The sequence below is a fragment of the Naasia sp. SYSU D00057 genome (assembly GCF_017916505.1).
Taxonomy (GTDB): domain Bacteria; phylum Actinomycetota; class Actinomycetes; order Actinomycetales; family Microbacteriaceae; genus Naasia.
The window spans coordinates 273,325-291,694 of sequence record NZ_JAFMSZ010000002.1; the positions used below are offsets into that span (position 1 = coordinate 273,325).

At 72.1% G+C, this 18,370-nt stretch carries 19 protein-coding genes; 7 read left to right on the forward strand and 12 right to left on the reverse strand.

Going from position 1 to position 18,370, the window contains the following annotated elements; genetic code table 11:
- Positions 1-22: 22 nt before the first annotated feature.
- Together J3P36_RS08570 and J3P36_RS08575 are read left to right on the forward strand one after the other, a co-directional pair.
- Positions 23-1,777 carry a HAMP domain-containing sensor histidine kinase gene (locus tag J3P36_RS08570; RefSeq protein ID WP_210507155.1) on the forward strand — a complete coding sequence of 585 codons (1,755 nt, stop codon included), beginning with the start codon at positions 23-25 and terminating at the stop codon, positions 1,775-1,777.
- A gap of 58 nt (positions 1,778-1,835) precedes the next feature.
- Positions 1,836-2,129: a WXG100 family type VII secretion target gene (locus J3P36_RS08575; RefSeq protein WP_210507157.1), complete on the forward strand. Its 294-nt coding sequence runs from the start codon at positions 1,836-1,838 to the stop codon at positions 2,127-2,129.
- A 202-nt stretch (positions 2,130-2,331) separates the two neighbouring features.
- Here J3P36_RS08575 and groL read toward each other — a convergent pair whose 3' ends face one another.
- From groL to J3P36_RS08595, 4 genes are all read right to left on the reverse strand, one after another.
- A complete protein-coding gene (gene groL / locus J3P36_RS08580) occupies positions 2,332-3,951 on the reverse strand; it encodes a chaperonin GroEL (protein ID WP_210507159.1) in 1,620 nt (539 codons plus the stop codon).
- 131 nt (positions 3,952-4,082) lie between these two features.
- On the reverse strand, positions 4,083-4,286 hold the full coding sequence (locus tag J3P36_RS08585; RefSeq protein ID WP_210507162.1) for a cold-shock protein: 204 nt from the start codon (positions 4,284-4,286) through the stop codon (positions 4,083-4,085).
- Between the two features lie 177 nt (positions 4,287-4,463).
- Positions 4,464-5,021, reverse strand: coding sequence for a LytR C-terminal domain-containing protein (locus J3P36_RS08590; RefSeq protein ID WP_210507164.1), 558 nt, complete (start codon positions 5,019-5,021; stop codon positions 4,464-4,466).
- Between the two features lie 20 nt (positions 5,022-5,041).
- On the reverse strand, positions 5,042-5,335 hold the full coding sequence (locus J3P36_RS08595; RefSeq protein WP_307807007.1) for a DUF3263 domain-containing protein: 294 nt from the start codon (positions 5,333-5,335) through the stop codon (positions 5,042-5,044).
- Positions 5,336-5,429: 94 nt separating this feature from the next.
- Between J3P36_RS08595 and msrB the strand changes: the two genes are divergently transcribed.
- The gene (gene msrB, locus J3P36_RS08600) at positions 5,430-5,831 is read left to right on the forward strand and encodes a peptide-methionine (R)-S-oxide reductase MsrB (protein WP_210507165.1); all 402 of its coding nucleotides are present in this window, start codon (positions 5,430-5,432) and stop codon (positions 5,829-5,831) included.
- A 21-nt stretch (positions 5,832-5,852) separates the two neighbouring features.
- Here the strand turns inward: msrB and J3P36_RS08605 are convergent, their stop codons facing one another.
- The gene (locus J3P36_RS08605; RefSeq protein WP_210507166.1) at positions 5,853-6,359 is read right to left on the reverse strand and encodes a nucleoside deaminase; all 507 of its coding nucleotides are present in this window, start codon (positions 6,357-6,359) and stop codon (positions 5,853-5,855) included.
- A 76-nt stretch (positions 6,360-6,435) separates the two neighbouring features.
- On the opposite strand from J3P36_RS08605, the gene J3P36_RS08610 reads away from it, so the two are divergent.
- Positions 6,436-7,092 (forward strand): SGNH/GDSL hydrolase family protein, encoded by a 657-nt coding sequence (locus J3P36_RS08610; RefSeq protein WP_210507167.1) that lies wholly within the window; start codon positions 6,436-6,438, stop codon positions 7,090-7,092.
- Positions 7,093-7,113: 21 nt separating this feature from the next.
- On the opposite strand, the gene J3P36_RS08615 is transcribed toward J3P36_RS08610, so the two are convergent.
- Positions 7,114-7,695 (reverse strand): hypothetical protein, encoded by a 582-nt coding sequence (locus tag J3P36_RS08615; RefSeq protein WP_210507168.1) that lies wholly within the window; start codon positions 7,693-7,695, stop codon positions 7,114-7,116.
- A 262-nt stretch (positions 7,696-7,957) separates the two neighbouring features.
- Between J3P36_RS08615 and J3P36_RS08620 the strand changes: the two genes are divergently transcribed.
- Positions 7,958-10,015 (forward strand): acyl-CoA dehydrogenase, encoded by a 2,058-nt coding sequence (locus J3P36_RS08620; RefSeq protein ID WP_307807008.1) that lies wholly within the window; start codon positions 7,958-7,960, stop codon positions 10,013-10,015.
- Between the two features lie 20 nt (positions 10,016-10,035).
- Here the strand turns inward: J3P36_RS08620 and J3P36_RS08625 are convergent, their stop codons facing one another.
- Positions 10,036-10,932 (reverse strand): ornithine cyclodeaminase family protein, encoded by an 897-nt coding sequence (locus J3P36_RS08625; protein ID WP_307807009.1) that lies wholly within the window; start codon positions 10,930-10,932, stop codon positions 10,036-10,038.
- Positions 10,933-11,155: 223 nt separating this feature from the next.
- On the opposite strand from J3P36_RS08625, the gene J3P36_RS08630 reads away from it, so the two are divergent.
- Positions 11,156-11,557 (forward strand): pyridoxamine 5'-phosphate oxidase family protein, encoded by a 402-nt coding sequence (locus J3P36_RS08630; protein WP_210507171.1) that lies wholly within the window; start codon positions 11,156-11,158, stop codon positions 11,555-11,557.
- 23 nt (positions 11,558-11,580) lie between these two features.
- Here the strand turns inward: J3P36_RS08630 and J3P36_RS08635 are convergent, their stop codons facing one another.
- The 3 genes from J3P36_RS08635 to J3P36_RS08645 form a co-directional block, all read right to left on the reverse strand.
- Positions 11,581-12,501 carry a dihydrodipicolinate synthase family protein gene (locus J3P36_RS08635; RefSeq protein WP_210507173.1) on the reverse strand — a complete coding sequence of 307 codons (921 nt, stop codon included), beginning with the start codon at positions 12,499-12,501 and terminating at the stop codon, positions 11,581-11,583.
- A gap of 135 nt (positions 12,502-12,636) precedes the next feature.
- Positions 12,637-13,884, reverse strand: coding sequence for a cobalamin-independent methionine synthase II family protein (locus J3P36_RS08640; protein ID WP_210507175.1), 1,248 nt, complete (start codon positions 13,882-13,884; stop codon positions 12,637-12,639).
- A gap of 307 nt (positions 13,885-14,191) precedes the next feature.
- Positions 14,192-15,223: an isopenicillin N synthase family oxygenase gene (locus tag J3P36_RS08645; protein WP_210507177.1), complete on the reverse strand. Its 1,032-nt coding sequence runs from the start codon at positions 15,221-15,223 to the stop codon at positions 14,192-14,194.
- A 98-nt stretch (positions 15,224-15,321) separates the two neighbouring features.
- On the opposite strand from J3P36_RS08645, the gene J3P36_RS08650 reads away from it, so the two are divergent.
- Positions 15,322-16,707, forward strand: a complete 1,386-nt coding sequence (locus J3P36_RS08650; RefSeq protein WP_210507179.1) for an FAD-binding oxidoreductase — start codon at positions 15,322-15,324, stop codon at positions 16,705-16,707.
- Between the two features lie 18 nt (positions 16,708-16,725).
- On the opposite strand, the gene J3P36_RS08655 is transcribed toward J3P36_RS08650, so the two are convergent.
- Both J3P36_RS08655 and J3P36_RS08660 read right to left on the reverse strand, forming a co-directional pair.
- Positions 16,726-17,199 (reverse strand): S-ribosylhomocysteine lyase, encoded by a 474-nt coding sequence (locus tag J3P36_RS08655; RefSeq protein ID WP_210507181.1) that lies wholly within the window; start codon positions 17,197-17,199, stop codon positions 16,726-16,728.
- Positions 17,200-18,369 (reverse strand): pyridoxal phosphate-dependent aminotransferase, encoded by a 1,170-nt coding sequence (locus tag J3P36_RS08660; RefSeq protein ID WP_210507183.1) that lies wholly within the window; start codon positions 18,367-18,369, stop codon positions 17,200-17,202.
- Position 18,370 lies beyond the last annotated feature (1 nt).

The window sequence follows — 18,370 nt, forward strand, 5'->3', positions numbered from 1 at the left end:
GCGCTCCCTACACTCGACCACCGTGCACGAGTCGCTGGTGGAGTGGTGGAACAGCATCTCGCTGCGCACCAAGATCACCGGCGTCACCGTGCTGTTGCTCACGTTCGGGCTGCTCGTCACCGGGCTCGGCACCATGACCGTGATGCGGAATTTCCTCTTCGACGAGGTGGACAGCCAGATCCGGGCCGCGGCGAACGGCCTGCCGGAGACGTTCAGCATCAGCGACGAGTCGACGCTGTGGGGCGGCGGCACCGGCACGCCGACCGACTACGTGCTCGCCGCCGTCGACCGCTCCGGTGAGGTCATCGAGGCCAACGAGCAGTGGCGCGCCGCCGAGGACGCGCCCGACACGTCCGCGATCACGCGCTCGTTCACCCTCGAGAACGCGGGCATCCCCTTCACGGTCCGCAACGAGGACCACACGAGCGAGTGGCGCGTCCTCGCCATCCCCGGCTCGATGCTCGGCAGCAACCAGTACTACTCGCTCATCATCGGGCTCCCCCTCGACAGCACGAACAAGGCGATCGCCCGCATGTTCACGCTGTTCCTGCTGTTCGGGATCGTCGTCGTCGTGCTCGGGGCGGTCCTCACCCGGCTGCTCGTGACGAGCGCGTTCGGGCCCCTGCGGCAGGTGGAGAAGACCGCGGCCGAGATCGCGGACGGCGACTTCAGCCAGCGGCTCGGCGGCGCGACCCCGAACACGGAGGTCGGGCGCCTCAACCGGTCACTCAACACCATGCTCAGCCGCATCGACCGCGCCTTCAGCGACCGCGCACGCACCATCGAGCAGATGCGCCGCTTCGTCGGCGACGCCAGCCACGAGCTGCGGACCCCGCTCGTCTCCCTCCGCGGCTACGCCGAGCTGTACCGGATGGGCGCCCTGCAGAGCCCCGAGGAGGTCGCGCAGGCGATGGACCGCATCGAGCGCGAGGCGATCCGGATGAGCGGGCTCGTGCAGGACCTGCTCGAGCTCGCGCGGCTCGACGAGACCAAGCCTCTGCGCCTCGCGCCGGTCGCCCTGCTCCCCCTGGCGAAGGATGCGGCCCTCGACACGATGGCGTCCTCGCAGGGCCGCGTCGTCACCGTCGTCACCGACCAGGACGGCGCGCCGCCTGCTGACGACGCCGACCTCGAGCCGCCGGGCGACGGCGACGATGAGTCCCTCGACGGGGTGCCGGAGACCGTGCCGAGCGGCGCGGGCGAGAACGGCGAGGGACGCCAGCGGAGCCGGCGGCTCCCCCGGCTCGCGCGCCCCGCCGCGACGACCGGCCCGCTCGCCTTCTCGCGCGCCCAGCTCGCGCGCCTCCGACGCCGCAGCAACGGCGCGATGCCGGTGATCCTCGTCGCCGACGAGAGCCCGACGTCGCGCCCGGGTCCGCCCGCCGTGGTGCTCGGCGAGGAGAACAAGATCCGGCAGGTGCTGACGAACCTGCTCGGCAACGCCACGCGATTTACCGCGCCCGACACCCCGATCGAGATCGTCGTCCGCACCGACGCGGAGACCTCGACGGCGATCGTCGAGATCGTCGACCACGGCGAGGGCATCCCACCGCAGGTGCGGGAGAAGATCTTCCAGCGCTTCTGGCGGGCGGACAGCTCGCGCACCCGCGACACGGGCGGCAGCGGCCTGGGCCTCGCGATCGTGTCCGCCATCGTCGCGGCCCACAAGGGCACCGTGGAGGTCGACGAGACGCCGGGCGGCGGCGCCACCTTCCGCGTGAAGCTGCCGCTCCTCCCCAAGCCGTCGGACGAGGACGACTCCGCCGACGAGGAGTGACCGCGCGGCGGGCCGCGCGGGCGGCCTAGGTTCGGCTCCTCACCACGGGAGGAGCACCATGCCGAGATTCACCGTCGACAGCGAGGCGGTCTTCGCCGCCCAGTCCGCCGTCAGCGCCACCATCCCCCGCGTGCAGGCGGACGTCGCCGCCCTGCTGGCACAGCTGCACGCGCTGCAGGACAGCTGGGGAGGCAGCGCCGCCGTCGCCTTCCAGGGCGTCGTCACCGAGTGGCAGGCCACCCAGCAGCGGGTCGAGGAGTCCCTCGTCGCCATCAACGAGGCGCTGGGCGCCGCGGGCCGCCAGTACCTCGAGGTCGAGGAGTCGAACGCCCGCATGTTCGGCATCCGGTGATGTCGCGTCGAGCGCGCCGTCACCGCATCGAGCGCGCCCTGAGGCACCGAGTGCACCCTGGGCCCAGGGTGCACTCGGTGCCCCAGGGCGCATTCGGCGGATCGGGGGTGCGCTCGGCGTCCCCCGCCCAGCGCGCCACCGCCCAGAAACGCCGAAGGGCGGCCCCGAAACGGGACCGCCCTCGGCGTACTGGAGCTCGGACTCAGAAGTCCATGCCGCCCGTCGGGTCGGCGACCGGGGCCGGGTTCTTCTCCGGCTTGTCGGCGACGACCGCCTCGGTGGTGAGGAACAGGCCGGCGATCGACGCGGCGTTGACGAGCGCGGAGCGCGTCACCTTGGCCGGGTCGATGATGCCCTGGGCGAAGAGGTCGCCGTACTCGCCGGTCGCGGCGTTGAGGCCGTGACCCTGCGGGAGCGAGCGGACCTTCTCGGCCACGACGCCGGGCTCGAGGCCCGCGTTGAAGGCGATCTGCTTGAGCGGAGCGTCGATCGCGACCTTGACGATGTTCGCGCCGGTCGCCTCGTCGCCCGTGAGCTCGAGGGACTCGAACGCCTTCGCGCCGGCCTGGATGAGGGCGACGCCACCACCGGCGACGATGCCCTCCTCGACGGCGGCCTTCGCGTTGCGGACGGCGTCCTCGATGCGGTGCTTGCGCTCCTTCAGCTCGACCTCGGTCGCCGCGCCGGCCTTGATGACGGCGACGCCGCCGGCCAGCTTGGCGAGACGCTCCTGGAGCTTCTCGCGGTCGTAGTCGCTGTCGGTGTTCTCGATCTCGGAGCGGATCTGGGCCACGCGGCCGGCGATCTGCTCGGCGTCGCCGGCACCGTCGACGATGGTCGTCTCGTCCTTCGTGATGACGACCTTGCGGGCCTGGCCGAGCAGGTCGAGGGTGACGTTCTCGAGCTTGAGACCGACCTCCTCGGAGATGACCTGGCCGCCGGTGAGGATCGCGATGTCCTGCAGCTGGGCCTTGCGGCGGTCGCCGAAGCCCGGCGCCTTGACGGCGACGGACTTGAAGATGCCGCGGATCTTGTTGACCACGAGGGTCGCGAGAGCCTCGCCGTCGACGTCCTCCGCGATGATGAGGAGCTGCTTGCCGGTCTGGATGACCTTGTCGACGATCGGGAGCAGGTCCTTGATCGCGGAGATCTTCGAGTTGACGATGAGGATGTACGGGTCCTCGAAGACGGCCTCCTGGCGCTCCGGGTCCGTGACGAAGTACGCCGACAGGTAGCCCTTGTCGAAGCGCATGCCCTCGGTCAGCTCGAGCTCGGTGCCGAAGGTGTTCGACTCCTCGACGGTGACGACGCCCTCCTTGCCGACCTTGTCGATCGCCTCGGCGATGATCGCGCCGATCTCCTTGTCCGCAGCCGAGATGGACGCCGTGGCGGCGATCTCGTCCTTGGTCTCGATCTCCTTGGCGTCGGCGACGAGCGCCTTCGAGACGGCCTCGACGGCCTTCTCGATGCCCTTCTTCAGGGCGATGGGGTCGGCGCCGGCGGCGACGTTGCGGAGGCCCTCGCGGACCAGCGCCTGCGCGAGCACGGTGGCCGTGGTGGTGCCGTCACCCGCGACGTCGTCGGTCTTCTTGGCGACCTCCTTGACGAGCTCCGCGCCGATCTTCTCGTACGGGTCGTCGAGCTCGATCTCCTTGGCGATGGAGACACCGTCGTTCGTGATGGTGGGGGCGCCCCACTTCTTCTCGAGCACGACGTTGCGACCGCGGGGGCCGAGCGTGACCTTGACCGCGTCGGCGAGCGTGTTCAGGCCACGCTCGAGGCCGCGACGGGCGTCCTCATTGAAGGCAATGATCTTTGCCATGTGTTGTCGTCCCTCCCGGACGTACTGGGCGAAATGCTTGGCACTCTCAGAATCCGAGTGCTAATTCATCTTGGCAGTCGACCCCGGCGAGTGCAAGACGACCGGGGCGTCCGGGAGGGACGACGGGAAGGTCAGGCGAGGCGGACGGATTCCGCCTGCGGACCCTTCTGGCCGGCGCCGACCTCGAAGGTCACCGCCTGCCCCTCCTCCAGCGACTTGTAGCCCTGCATGTCGATCGCCGAGTAGTGGACGAACACGTCCTGTCCGCCTTCATCGACAGTGATGAAGCCGAACCCCTTCTCAGCGTTGAACCACTTGACGGTCCCTCGCGCCATCTCTACTCCTGAGGTGCTGTGTTCCGGACCGGCCGGGTGGACGACCCGGGGGAATAGTAACGAGAGGCAACCGTCTGATCGGCGACGTTTCGGCTCGGAACGGGCGTAGAAGCCGTTCCGGAACGGAGATTAAACGAGACGGAAACACTGGAGGCCTCCCGGAGGCCCCGGCGCGGGTCAGGCGGGCGGCGCGTAGTCCGCGCCGAGCACGACCGTGATCCTGCTCTCGCCCTCGACCACGAACTGGTCGGAGAGCTGGATCGGCATGCCGCCGAGCGCCGCGGACAGCCCCCGCGCCGCCCCCTCCTGCGACGCGTCGCCGTAGTAGATCGCCGACGTCTGCACGTCCTGGGTGCTCGCGTTGCTGCGCGCGCCGACCGTCCACCCCTGGCCCTCGAGGGAGTCGCCGACCTGCCCGGCGAGTCCGGAGATCGTGGTGCCGTTCAGGACGATGACGTTCACCGCCGGATCGAGCGTCGGCTCGACCGTCGGCACCGCCGTCGGCTCGGCGGTCACGGAGGGCTGGGGGTCGCCGCCGCCGAAGGGGTTCGAGAACGACACCCGGTCGTTGATGAGGAACATGGCGAAGACGCCCACGCCGATCAGCGCGGCGGTGGCGAGCGCCGCCCACGCGAACGTGAGCCAGCCCCGGCCCGGGCGGGGCGCACGGTGCGCACCGACGCGCTGCAGGTCGGCGGGCGGCCGGTCGAACCGGTCGGGCGGGTACTTGGCCATGGCTCCGGAGGTGCTCGAGGTCAGGGGGTGCGGCGGAGGTTCATCCGCGTGGCGCGGCGGGCGACGCGGGCGTCCCGCAGTCGCTGCAGGCGCTTCACCAGCATGGGATCGTGCGCTAGAGCGGCCGGCGAGTCGATCAGCGCGCCGAGCAGCTGGTAGTACCGGGCGGCGGAGAGGCCGAACTCCTCGCGGATGGCTTCCTCCTTGGCTCCGGCGTGACGCCACCACGTCCGCTCGAACGCGAGGATCGCCACGTCCCGCTCGCCGAGGGCGGCGCCGGGCTGGTCGTTCCGCTCGGAGGGAACCGGCTCCACAGACCCCTCCCCTCCCGGAATACGGTCATCCTAGGGAGGGTTTGCTCCTGCGGACGGGAGCGACAGGCGTGCCCCCGGATCCGAGGAGGACGACATGACCTACAAGGTGACGAAGACCGACGACGAGTGGCGCAAGGAGCTCACCCCGAGCGAGTACAAGGTCCTGCGCGAGGCCGGCACGGAGCGCGCCTGGACCGGTGCGCTGCTCGATGAGAAGCGCGATGGCGTGTTCGTCTGCAAGGCGTGCGGCGCCGACCTGTTCCGCAGCACCACCAAGTTCGAGTCCGGCTCCGGCTGGCCGAGCTTCTTCGAGCCGATCAGCCCCGACGCGGTCGAGCTGCACCGCGACGTGACGTACGGCATGGTCCGCACCGAGATCCGCTGCGCGACCTGCGGCTCGCACCTCGGCCACCTCTTCGACGACGCCCCGCAGACGCCGACCGGCGACCGCTACTGCATGAACTCGCTCTCCCTGGAGTTCGAGCAGAAGGACTGACCTCCCACGAGGCCTCCGCGGTCAGCGCCAGAAGTCGGCGTGGACCGCGGACGCCTCGTCCGCGAGGGCGGGCCCCTGGACGATGACGTCCCGCTGTCCACTGCCGAGCACGACCGCGCTCGGCAGCGACATCGTCGGATTCTCCGGGTCGTCGCCCGTCAGCTCGGCGAGCTGCGACTCGCTCATCGCGTAGACCACGCGTCCGATGCCCGACCAGTAGATCGCACCTGAGCACATCGCGCACGGCTCGCAGCTCGTATAGAGGGAGAAGTCGGCGAGCGCCGCGGCGCCGAACCGCTTCCACGCGAGGCGCACGAGGTTCGTCTCCGCGTGGCCGGTGCAGTCGTCCTCGGTGACGACGGTGTTCTCCGCCTCCAGCACCACGGTGCCGCGGTCGTCGGCCAGCACGGCGCCGAACGGGTGGTTGCCCCGGGCCCGGGCGCGGGCGGATGCGTGGATGGCCGCCCTGAGCAGCGCGCGATCGTCCTCGGTGAGCGTCGGGTCCTCCGTCGGCGTCTCCTGCTCCATCGCTCGATCCTGCCCGCGGTGCGCCTCCCGCGCCAGCCCGGCGCAGCGGACAGGGCGTCCGCGTACCGTGGCGGCCATGTCCACCGCACCGCCCGCCCCCGGCCACGTCGTGCTCCTCGGCGACTCGATCTTCGACAACAAGGTGTACGTCGGGCGAGATCCCGACGTCGTGGCCCAGGTGCGGGAGATCCTGCCGGAGGGCTGGCGGGCGACGCTGCTCGCAGTCGACGGGGACGTCACGTCGGGAGTGCGGCGGCAGCTGCGCGGCCTTCCGGCGGACGCCACGCACCTCGTCGTGAGTGTGGGCGGCAACGACGCCCTGGGGTTCGCGCACGTCCTCGACTCGCCCGCCTCCTCGGTGGCCGAGGGGCTCGTCCTGCTGAAGGGGGCGCAGGACGCCTTCGCCCGCAGCTACGAGGACATGCTCGACGGCGTCACCGCACTCGGGCTTCCCACGGCGGTCTGCACCATCTACGACACCCCGCCGTCATCGCCGAGCCACGCGGTCATCCGCACCGGGCTCGCCGTCTTCAACGACGCGATCACCCGGGCAGCGTTCCGCCGCGGCGTCACGCTCCTCGACCTGCGGCTGCTCTGCACCGAGGACGCCGACTACGCCAACCCGATCGAGCCGTCGGCGCACGGCGGGGCCAAGATCGCGACCGGCATCGCCGAGTGGGTGCTCGGCCGGGGCGAGGCGGAACGATCCCGGGTTGTGGCGCGCCGGCCCTGAGCCGGCCGGCGCGCCGGTCCGCTAGCGGCGCCGAGAGGGCAGCAGCCCCGACACCCGCTCGAGCAGCGGAACCGCGACCGCGGGGCTGGTCCGCCGCTGCTGCTCCCCCTGCTGGGCGGCGAGCACGATCAGCACAGCCGTGAGCGCCGGCGACACCCACTGCACCCACTTCTGCTGCCGCTGTGCGGTGCTCATCTCGGTCGAGGTGGTGCCGAACGGCTCCGTCGGCCCGGCACCGCCTTCGTCCTGGTGCTCGGCCTGCACCTTCCCGAGCGCACCGGAGAAGGCCGACGCGCCCGCTGCTGCCAGCGTGATGGCCGTCTTGATCGCCGCGCTGCGCCGGCCCTCGGGCTGCACGAGCAGTCGCTGCTTGTCGCTGAGGAGCATCCCTACGCTGCCGACCGCGTGCGCGGCCATCGACGCGATCAGCACGGGAGACCACTTCCCCCAGCCTGCGCTCGAGATCCGGGTCCGCTCCTGCGGGTCGCGCGCTGCGGCGGCGCCGCCGTTGAGGCCGATCGCGCCCATGAGGGTGCCGCCGAACCAGGACGCGAGGCCGAGGTCGTGGAGGCTGCGGACGAGGGTGGTGGTGTTGGTGGACATCGCTGAACTCCTGCTTCGGGTGGGCCGAGCCCGGGTCGGCTCGATGGTCCGGAGTGTTCCGCCCTCTGCTCCAAGGGGCCTGGACGCGGGGGCGCCGACGCGCCCGGGGACGCCCCCTGTCCACCTTCGCGGCGCGGTTTGTGCGGTTTCTGCAATGCCGAGCGGCTCGAAGAGGGTCCGCGGTCGCGGTTGTCTCACAAGAAGATGAGGCCATCCGCAGCCCGGGGCTAGCATCCCGCAGACCGAAGCGCAGGGAGGCGTGGTGAGCAACGAGCAGTCCACAGCGGACACGTTCACGACCGAGTTCGAGGAGCCGAGCGGCCTGGAGGCGGCAGCGCCGGAGGTCGCGACCGCCGGTGCGGCGTCACCGGACGTCCCGGACTTCGAGGCCGTCGCGGACCTGCTGCTCGGCAGCTGGAAGGACATCCGGCTCGACGCGCGCCGCCGCATGCTCGACCCCGAGCTGCACTACCGCGAGGAGCTCCCGCTCGCCGAGCGCCGCGCCCTCGTGACGGAGCGGCTGCACGCGCTGCTCCGCTCCGGAGCCCCCCGCCTGCCGTTCCCGTCCGAGCACGGCGGCAGCAACGACGCCGGCGGCAACCTGGTCGCCTTCGAGGAGATCGTCACCGCCGACCCGTCCCTGCAGATCAAGGCCGGAGTGCAGTGGGGCCTGTTCACGGCCGCGATCCTCCACCTCGGCACGGCCACCCACCACGAGCGCTTCCTCGACGACGCCGTCGAGCTGCGCGTGCTCGGCAGCTTCGCGATGACCGAGACCGGCCACGGCTCCGACGTCGCCTCCATCGCCACGACGGCCACCTACGACCCGGACACCGAGGAGTTCGTCCTGCACACCCCGTTCCGGGGAGCGTGGAAGGACTACCTCGGCAACGCCGCGGTCGACGCCAAGGCCGCCGTGGTCTTCGCCCAGCTCGAGACGCGCGGCGAGCGCCACGGAGTGCACGCCTTCTACGTGCCCATCCGCGACGAGGACGGGAACTTCCTCCCGGGCGTCGGCGGTGAGGACGACGGGCCGAAGGCGGGCCTCAACGGCGTCGACAACGGCCGCCTCCACTTCTCGTCGGTCCGCATCCCGCGGACCAACCTCCTCAACCGCTACGGGGACGTCGCGCCCGACGGCACCTACTCGTCCCCGATCGCCAGCCAGGGCCGCCGCTTCTTCACGATGCTCGGCACACTCGTGCAGGGCCGCGTCTCCCTCGCCGGCTCCGCCGTCGCGGGCGCCAAGGTCGCGCTGCAGATCGCGGTCCGGTACGGCGACCAGCGGCGGCAGTTCCCGGGCGCCGGCGGCGAGGAGCAGGTGCTGCTCGACTACCAGCGCCACCAGCGGCGGCTCCTCCCCCGCGTCGCGGCCGCCTACGCGGCCACGTTCACGCAGGACGAGCTGCTGCTCGCCTTCCACGAGGTGTTCAGCGGGGCCCGCGACACCGACGAGACCCGGCAGGACCTGGAGACGTTCGCCGCGGCGGCGAAGGCGGAGGCCACCTGGCTCGCTCTGGACACAGTGCAGGAGTGCCGCGAGGCCTGCGGCGGCGCCGGCTACCTCGCCGAGAACCGCTTCGGCCAGCTGCGCTCGGACCTCGACGTGTACGCCACGTTCGAGGGCGACAACACCGTGCTGCTCCAGCTCGTCGGCAAGCGGCTACTCGCGGACTACGCCAAGAAGTTCAAGGGAGCCTCCCCGGTCACCGTCGCGGGGACGCTGGCGAAGAGCATCGGCGGCGGTGCCCTCGCGGCGGCGGGGCTGACCGCCCTGTCGCAGCGGATCGCCGACCGCGGCGCCACCGGGTCCGCCCGCTCGCTGCGCGATCCCGAGGTCCAGGAGCGCCTGCTCTCGAGCCGGGTCGAGATCGCCGTCGCCGAGCTCGCTGCCCGGCTCCGGCCCGCGGGAAAGCTCGCCCCCGCCGAGGCGGCGGCTCTGGTGGGCCGCAGCCAGCACGAGCTCATCGAGACGGCCCGCGCCTACTCGCGCCTGCGCCAGTGGCAGGCCTTCACCCGCGGCATCGCGGGGGTCGAGCACGAGCCGACCCGCGAGCTGCTCGCGCAGCTCCGCGACGTGTTCGCGCTGGACATGATCGAGCGCGACCTCGCCTGGTACCTCGTCCGCGGCGTTCTCAGCGCGCAGCGCGCACGCGCGGTGACGGCGACGCTCGACGGCCTCCTCGCCGCGCTCCGCCCGTACGCGGTCGGGATCGTCGACGCGTTCGGCTACGAGCAGGGACACCTGCGCGCGCCGATCGCGTCGGACGCGGAGGGACGCCGGCAGGACGAGGCCCGCGCGACGTTCGCCGCCCGCTGAGCCGAGCCGGCGCTGCGCCGTCAGCCGCCCGTCTGCTCCAGGACCGCTTCGGCGACGACGAGGTCCTGCCAGGACATGCCGACGCTCTTGAAGACGAGCGGGCCGCGGTCCGGAAGCGGGACCTCGCCGGTGACGACGTCCCGCATCGCAACGAGGTCGTCGGCGGTCAGCGCGCCCTCGTCGATGGCCAGCACGACGTCCCCCGCTTCCCGAACCGCGGTGGCCACGTCCTCGACGACCACTGTGGCCCGGGCGAGCAGGGCGGAGTCGAGCTCCCGGGCGTCCGGCTCGTGGGAGCCGACGGCGATCACGACCGGGTCGGGCGCCAGCAGCCCCGAGTCGAACAGCGGCGACCGGGCGGAGGTGGCGCACACGACCACGTCGGCGGACCGGAGGGCGTCGTCGGCGGCCGCCGTGCCGAGCGCCACCGAGTGGAGCCGGGTCCGGGCCGGGCCGCGGACGAGGTGCGTCGCCCGCTCGAGCGGCCGCACGGCCGCGAGCGCGGCCACGTGACCGACCGCTTGCGGACCTGCGCCGACGACCGCTACCCGGAGGGCTCGGCCGGGCAGTCGCGGCAGCACCGCGGCGACCGAGACGGCGGGAGTGCGCAGGGCGGTCAGGGCCGTCCCGTCGAGCACGGCGCGGAGCGCGAGGGTCTCCCTGTCGAACAGGAGGTAGGCGGCCTGGATCCGGGGCAGGCCGCGCGCCGGGTTCTGCGGAGCGACGGTCACCACCTTCACCCCGGCGGCGGTGGAGCCCTCGGACGGCATGAGCAGGAACTCGCCGCGGGTCAGCCCGACCGGCACGCGGCGCGGATCGTCCGCGGGGTCGAGTCCGCCTCGCAGTGCGGCGGCGATCGCCGCCACCGCCCGCGCCGGTCCGAGTGCCTCGACCGCCTCCGCGTCGAGGAACCTCACGCGCTCACTGCCCGGGCCTGGTCGATCCCGCTGCACAGCCTGGCGGGAACGGTGGCGGGCGCCACGACGGCGGCTCGGGCGGCTTCCATCAGGCTCCTCCGATAGGGAGCGCCAGCATATTGGCGCCCCCCGCGGAGGGACCAGTCCACGGCCGCAGGCGCCGGACCCGCTGGTGCCCGGCTCCGGTTCGCCGCCCTCGGCGACGGGAAATAGCCTGAGAGGGATGCTCTCCCTCAGCCCCGGCCAGATCGCCTTCGTGACCGAGCGGCACCTCGCCACGCTGACCACCCTGCGGGGCGACGGCACGCCTCACGTCGTCCCCGTCGCGTTCACCTGGGACGCGGCCGCCGGCGTCGCACGCATCACGACGAACCGAGCCTCCGTCAAGGCCGCGAACGCCCGCCGGACCACCTCAGGCGCGGCCTCGCGAGCCGCGGTCTGCCAGGTGGACGGCGCCCGCTGGCTGACGCTGGAGGGCACCATCGAGGTGAGCGAGGACCCGACCGAGATCGAGGACGCCGTCTCCCGCTACGCGGTCCGCTACCGGAAGCTGCAGCCGAACCCGGAGCGCGTGGTGCTCCGAGTGGTCCCCGACCGGGTGATGGGATCCAAGGGGCTGGCCTAGGACGCCCTGCCCGCAGCCGCCCGTCAGCGCGCCCAGGTCAGAGCGAGCGGCTGATGGCGCGCCGCGAGCTCGAGGAGGCCCCTGCGAGTGGCTTCGGGCACCGGGTCGAACGGCGCGCGCGTCCGGTCGCTCGCGATCACTCCCCCGGCGCGCAGGACGACCTTCGCCGCGGCAAGGCCCGCCTGACGGTTCTCGAAGTGGATGAGCGGCAGGACCGTCTCCCATCTCGCAGTCGCCCGGTCGACCTCGCCGGCGAGGAAGAGCCGGACCACGTCGCCGAGGACCTCCGGGACGAGGCAGCTGCTCATGGTGCCGACGGCCCCGGCGTGCAGGTCGGGGATGGCGGTCACCCCCTCCTCACCGTCGAAGACGCCGGGGAGGTGGTCCCCCGCGGACGCGACCAGGTTCCGGATCTTCTGCGCCGCGCGCGGGACCTCGATCTTCGCGTAGCGGATCTGCGGCACCTCGCGCGCGAGCACGGTCAGGGTCTCCACCGAGAGGGGCGTGGTGCTCATCGGCGCGTCCTGGATCATGATGTCGATGGACAGGCCGTCGGCCACCCGCTTGAAGTACTCGAGCAGCGAGGCTTCCGGCACGCGCATGGTCGCGCCGAAGAACGGCGGCATCAGCATGACCATCTGTGCGCCCGCATCCTGTGCCTGCCGCGAGCGCTGAGCGGCGATCCGAGCGCTGTAGTGGCTGGTCGTCACGACGACCGGGATCCGCCCATCGGCCTGCGACACCGTCGCGGCGATGATCTGCGCCCGTTCCTCGTCCGTGAGGGAGAACTGCTCGGAGTAGTTGGCGAGGATGCACACGCCGGAGGCTCGCGCGTCGCTGAGGAAGTCGACGACGCGTCGCTGACCCTCGAGGTCCAGGTCCTCGTCGTCGTGGAAGACCGTGGGCGCCACGGGCAGGACGCCGGTCAGGATGTCGTCGTTCATGAGCGCCTCTCCAGTTGCCGGTTCACCGCGAGCGGGTGCATCCAGGGCGCGTCCTCCGCCCCTTCCGGGCGCGATCCCACGCCGGCACCTCGACCCTAGGCGCATGCGGGTCGAGGTGCCGTGCGCAAGCCGGCCTCAGACCAGGACCGTCGAGGGCGACCACAGCTGCGCACTCGCGCGCCGCGCGCCCTCGGCAAGGCTCTCGAGCTTCGCCCAGGCGATCTGGGGGTGGACCCGGCCGCCGAGGCCGCAGTCGGTGGAGGCGATGACCCGCTCCCGGCCGACCGCGTCGGTGAAGCGGAGGAGGCGCTGGGCGACCAGGTCGGGGTGCTCGACCACGTTGGTGGAGTGGCTGACGACACCGGGGAGGAGGACCTTCCCCTCCGGGAGCGCGACCTCGTTCCAGACGGTCCACTCGTGCTCGTGCCGCACGTTGCCGGCCTCGAACGAGTACGCGCCCGCGTCGATCTCGAGCAGGAGGCCCACGATGTCCTTGAGCTCGATGTCCGTGGTGTGGGGGCCGTGCCAGCTTCCCCAACAGAGGTGGAACCGGATGCGGTCCTGCGGAAGGCCGCGGATCGCGTGGTTCAGCGCTTCCACCCGGATGCGGGTGAAGGCCCGGTAGTCCTCGACGCTCGGCTCCGGGGTGATCTGGTCCCAGTTCTCGGCGATCGACGGGTCGTCGATCTGCAGGATCAGCCCGGCGTCGAGGATCGCGGTGTACTCCTCGCGGAGCACGTCGGCCCACGCCCAGATGTGCTCCTCCTCGGTGGCGTAGTACTCGTTGGCGATGCGCGATGCGCTCCCCGGGGACAGGGCGGTGATGAAGCCGTCGCCGGCTCCGGTCTCAGCGAGGGCGGCGGTGAGGTGCGCGATGTCCCCGGCCACCGCGTCCTGGCCGGTGTACGCCAAGGGTCCCGTGGTCGTCGGGAACGCCGAGGCCTGCTTGCCGGTCGAGATGCCGGAGGTGGGGTCGAGGTAGGCGTCGCGGAAGAGGGTCCAGTCCCGCCGGTCCGGGAACGAGGTGAGCCGGATGTCGCCGGGCGCGGAGACGGCGGTCGGCTGGGAGAAGATGTCGACGTCCGTGAGCGACAGTCCGGCGGTCCGCTGGAACGAGTAGGTCCACCACGCTCCGTAGTCGACAGGGCTCGACATCGTCTTGCCGAACTCGCCGTCGTTCGGCTGGGTGAGGCCCGCCGCGACCTGGCGGGCGACGACATCGGTGACGGCCGAGCCGAGCAGCTCGACGAACTCGGGGGTCTTCTCGAGCGTGAAGCCGTCGTCCCCGAACCGGCGCGCCTCATTGGCGGCGAGGAGCTCGGGGGTCCGCGGGAGGGATCCGGCGTGGGTGGACTGGAGGGAATCGGTGTTCTCGAATGACATCTCTGCTGCCTCGGTGTGACGAGTCGACGAGCGACTCCAGGGAAGGGTGGAATCGCAGGCGATGCGCGGCGTCCCGAGGAGGGCCGAGCCGCGCGGCGAGGCTTCGCGTGGTGCGCTGCGTGGCTCCCACGATGGCAGGCGACAGAGGGCGGAGGCACGGATGTTACGTTCCGTTGAGGATGCCTCGGGTGTCGCTTCTTTGTCGGGGCGGCTGACGTGTCCCGAGGACGGCGAAGCCCCCTCGCGGCGTCCGGGAGGACGGGCGAGGGGGCCGGTGCACGTCGCCGCTCGAGGGCGGTCGGCGATGTCAGCCCGCGACGGGCGCGCGCTGCTCGAGAAGGTCGGGGTGGTGGATGGCCGCGACGTCGGGGTGAGCGCGCAGCCGCGACTTCAGCAGGTTCTCGCCGTAGACGCCGTGGATTACGTTGCCGGGGTCCTGCTCCACGCCGCGGGCCGCGGCGCGGTACTCGGGAGCGATGTCGAGCCGCGGAACGGTGGCGTCCAGTCGGGGGTTGAAGAAGAAGGGGACGGAGATGCGCTCGCTGCCCTCGGCGGGGGCGAGCACGCGGTGCACCGTGGCACGGAGGTAGCCGTCGGTCGCCCACTCGAGGAGCTCCCCGATGTTGACAATCAGGGCGCCCTGCTGGGGCGGGACGTCGTGCCACTCCCCCTGGTACTCGACCTGGAGGCCGCCGGCGCCGGGCTCGATCCACAGGAGCGTGAGCGCGCCGCCGTCCTTATGGCTGCCGACTCCCTGCCGGGACTCGGCCGTCGCCGGCTTGCCCGGATAGCGCGCGACCTTCACATGGATCGACGGCTCCTCGGCGAAGAGGTCGAGGAGCTGCTCCGGGCCCGCTCCCAGCGCGTCCGCCCACGCCACCAGCAGGCGGCGGCCGATGTCGCTCAGGCGCTCCTGCCACTCCTCGATGATCGGGCGCAGCTCGGGGAGGGCGGTCGGCCACTGGTTCGGACCCTCGAGGCGCAGGTAGGCCGGGTCGTCGGGCCCGAGCTCCCGCGCCGGTCGGCCGGGGCCGATGTCGATCTGCTCACGCCAGTCGACCCGGCCCTGCGTCAGCTCCCCGCCGACCCGGGCGTAGCCGCGGAAGAACGGCGACTTCAGGTTCTCGATCTCCAGCTTGTCCTCGTCCGGCAGGGCGAAGAAGGCGCGCGACGCCGCGAGGAGCCGCTCCTGCAGCTCGTCGGGGATGCCGTGCCCGACGAGGGTGAAGAAGCCGACCTCGTGGGTGGCCCGGCGGAGCTCCTCGTGGAACCTGGCGACGGCGGACGGTCCCTGATCCAGCAGCGACAGGTCGAGGACGGGGATGGGCGTATCAGTCATGGCTCGACGCTAACGAGGCGCTTCCGCCCGACCGCGGTTTGTTTCCGAGCATGACGGGCTGGGGCCGGGGCGGTCGTCGAATCCCTACCCTTGAGGCGATGACGAGCCCGCTGATCGATCGCCTCCGCTCTCTGCTGCCGCCCGATGCGGTGGTCACGGAGCCGGATGCCCTGGCGCCCGGTGGGCAGGACATGTCCCGCTCCGCCCCGTCCGGCGTCGCCGCCGTGCTCGTCCGCCCCCGCACGACCGAGCAGGTGGCCGAAGTGCTCAGGACCGCCGACGAGCTTCAAGTGCCCGTGGTGCCGCAGGGCGCTCGGTCCGGACTCGTCGGTGCTGCGGCCGCGATGGAGGGGGCGGTGCTTCTCGACCTCAGCCGCATGGACCGGATCCTCCGGATCGATGCGGTCGACGGCGTCGCGGTCGTCCAGCCGGGCGTGGTGATCGCGGACCTGCAGAGGGCCGCCGCCGCGCAGGGGCTGTTCTACGCGCCGGATCCCGCGTCAGCGGACCGCGCCACGGTCGGCGGGACGATCGCGACCAATGCCGGCGGCATGCGGTGCGTGAAGTATGGCGTGACGCGGGATGCCGTCCGCTCACTGGAGGTGGTGCTCGCCGACGGGACGGTGGTGCGCACGCGCCCCGCGACCGCGAAAGGGGTGGCGGGGCTCGACCTCACGAGCCTGATCGTCGGGTCCGAGGGCGTCCTCGCCGTGGTGACGGAGGCGACGCTCGCTCTGCTCCCCGCTCCGGGACCGAGCAGGGCCGTCGCGGGCACCTTCCGCACCGTCGCCGACGCCATCGCGGCAGCCGGCACGATCGCGGCCGGACCGCGACTCCCGTCCACGCTCGAGTTCCTCGACGGGGTGGCCCTCCGCGGGGTGCGGATCGTGCTGCCCGAGATCCCCCTTCCGGCCGACGCCACGGCGTGGCTCATCGCCGTCACGGACGTGCGGGAGGGCGCGGAGGAGGACCTGGAGTCTTTCGCCGCGGCGTTCCGGGACCACGGGGCGATCACCGTGGCGCGCGCCGAGGATCCGCACGCCGTGGAGGACCTGTTCGCCGCGCGACGGGCCCTGAACCCCGCGCTCACCGCGGTCCGCGGCGGGGCGACCCACGGCGACCTCGCGGTGCCGCGTTCGCAGCTGCCGGCCCTGGTGGAGGGCGCGGCTGAGATCCAGAGCCGGCTCGGCGTCGAGATCAGCCTCGCCGGGCATGTCGGCGACGGGAACCTCCACCCGACGATCGTGTTCGACCCGTCGGATGCCGCCGAGGCGGCCGCCGCTCGTCAGGCCGAAGGCGAGCTGCTCGCCCTCGCTCAGACGCTGGGCGGCACGGTCGCCGGCGAGCACGGCATCGGCACCCTCAAGCTCGACGCGATCGCGGGCGAGCTCGCGCCGAGGATCCTGGAGCTGCAGCACGGCGTCAAGGCGGTGTTCGATCCGAAGGGGATCCTCAACCCCGGGCGGAAGCTCGGCGGGATCTGAGCCTCCGCCGGAGCGGCGTCAGACCCCCACCCGCGCGAACGCGTCGCGGCTGACGCCGAGTTCGAGCACCGACCGCGACCACTCCCGGGCGGAGTGCAGCGAGTGGTCGCGGTAGTTCCCGCACTCCCGCGCCGACACCCCGGGGATGTCCGCCTCGGTCGCCTCCTCGGCGACGAATCGCAGGCTTCCCGAGAGCGCCGCGACCACGTCGGCCGTCTCCGGCTCGCCCCACATCAGCAGGTGGAAGCCGGTCCGGCAGCCGAAGGGCGAGATGTCGATCACGCCGTCGATCCGGTCGCGCAGCAGCCCGGCGAGCATGTGCTCGAGCGTGTGCAGGCCGGCGGTGGGGATCTCCCCCGCGTTGGGCTGCACCAGCCGGACGTCGAAGTTTGTGATGGTGCCGCCGCCCGGGCCGTGCTCCACCGCGATCCGCCGCACGTAGGGCGCGAGCACCGCCGTGTGGTCCAGCGTGAAGCTCTCGATCTCCGCCATTCAGTTCCTCCTCGTGAACGCGTTCACGCGCTCGATCATCTCCTGCAGAGTGGCCTCGTCCTGGACGAGGCCGATCCGGATCCAGCCGCGGCCGCGCGTGCCGAAGCCGTCGCCGGGGGCCACCGCCACGCGCTGCTCCTCCCGGAGCCGGCGGGCGAACTCCACCGCGTTCCCGCCGTCGGGCAGGCGCACCCAGACGAAGAAGGTGCCCTCCGGCGGGCTCACGTCCCACCCGGTCGCGCGGAGTCCGGCGACCACCAGATCGCGGCGGCGTTCGTACACCCTCACCAGCTCGTGGACGACCTCCTGGTCGCCGTCGAGCGCCCGCGCGGCGGCCTCCTGGGTGGCCCCGAAGAGCGCGCTGAAGGCGTGCGACTGGTACCGCCGCATGGCCGCGATGATGGACGCGTTGCCCGCCGCGAAGCCGATCCGCCAGCCGGCCATGCTGTAGGTCTTGGAGAGGGTCTGGACCTCGACCGACACCGAGAGCTCGGGATCCACCGTGAGCGCGGACAGGGGCCGGCGGCCCTCGAAGCCGAGGGACGAGTAGGCGAAGTCGTGCACGAACGCGGCTCCGGACCGCTCCGCGAAGGCGACCGCCTGCTCGAACGTCGCGCGCGTCGCGAGGGCGCCGGTGGGGTTGTTCGGGTAGTTGAGCACGAGGGCACTCGCCCGGTCGACGTGGTCGACCGCGGCGAAGTCCGGCTGGAACGCGGGTGCGTCGAGCGGCAGCGGCACGACGACCCCTCCGGCGAGGTCGACCGCCGAGGTGTAGATCGGATAGCCGGGGTCGGGCAGGAGCACCCGGGTCCCCGGATCGACGAGCGCGAGCAGGGCGGCCATGAAGCCCTCGTGCGAGCCGTGGAAGACGGCGACATGCTCGTCCGGGTCGAGGTCCACTCCGTGATCCGCGCGGTAGCGGCGCACGACCGCCTCGCGGAGCGAGCGCCGTCCCGCGTACGGCGGGTAGCGGTGGTGGACGGGATCGGCCACCTCTCGCTGCATCGCCTCCACGATGTGCGGCGGCGTGGGCAGGTCGGGGTTGCCCTTCGACACGTCGATCATCCGTGCGCCCGGCTGCGCGGACAGGCGCAGGACCTCCCGGTCCATGGCGCCCCAGAAGTTCGGCGGAAGCGCCTGGACGCGCTGCGCCGGGACGAAGTCGACCACT

Bases quoted from the DNA above. Each gene is read 5' to 3' on its own strand.
- J3P36_RS08610 (WP_210507167.1), top strand. From the start codon at position 6,436: ATGTCCACCGCACCGCCCGCCCCCGGCCACGTCGTGCTCCTCGGCGAC.
- J3P36_RS08645 (WP_210507177.1), bottom strand. From the start codon at position 15,223: ATGACTGATACGCCCATCCCCGTCCTCGACCTGTCGCTGCTGGATCAG.
- J3P36_RS08630 (WP_210507171.1), top strand. From the start codon at position 11,156: ATGCTCTCCCTCAGCCCCGGCCAGATCGCCTTCGTGACCGAGCGGCAC.
- msrB (WP_210507165.1), top strand. From the start codon at position 5,430: ATGACCTACAAGGTGACGAAGACCGACGACGAGTGGCGCAAGGAGCTC.
- J3P36_RS08640 (WP_210507175.1), bottom strand. From the start codon at position 13,884: ATGTCATTCGAGAACACCGATTCCCTCCAGTCCACCCACGCCGGATCC.
- J3P36_RS08575 (WP_210507157.1), top strand. From the start codon at position 1,836: ATGCCGAGATTCACCGTCGACAGCGAGGCGGTCTTCGCCGCCCAGTCC.
- J3P36_RS08650 (WP_210507179.1), top strand. From the start codon at position 15,322: ATGACGAGCCCGCTGATCGATCGCCTCCGCTCTCTGCTGCCGCCCGAT.
- J3P36_RS08590 (WP_210507164.1), bottom strand. From the start codon at position 5,021: ATGGCCAAGTACCCGCCCGACCGGTTCGACCGGCCGCCCGCCGACCTG.
- groL (WP_210507159.1), bottom strand. From the start codon at position 3,951: ATGGCAAAGATCATTGCCTTCAATGAGGACGCCCGTCGCGGCCTCGAG.
- J3P36_RS08615 (WP_210507168.1), bottom strand. From the start codon at position 7,695: ATGTCCACCAACACCACCACCCTCGTCCGCAGCCTCCACGACCTCGGC.
- J3P36_RS08605 (WP_210507166.1), bottom strand. From the start codon at position 6,359: ATGGAGCAGGAGACGCCGACGGAGGACCCGACGCTCACCGAGGACGAT.
- J3P36_RS08585 (WP_210507162.1), bottom strand. From the start codon at position 4,286: ATGGCGCGAGGGACCGTCAAGTGGTTCAACGCTGAGAAGGGGTTCGGC.
- J3P36_RS08655 (WP_210507181.1), bottom strand. From the start codon at position 17,199: ATGGCGGAGATCGAGAGCTTCACGCTGGACCACACGGCGGTGCTCGCG.
- J3P36_RS08635 (WP_210507173.1), bottom strand. From the start codon at position 12,501: ATGAACGACGACATCCTGACCGGCGTCCTGCCCGTGGCGCCCACGGTC.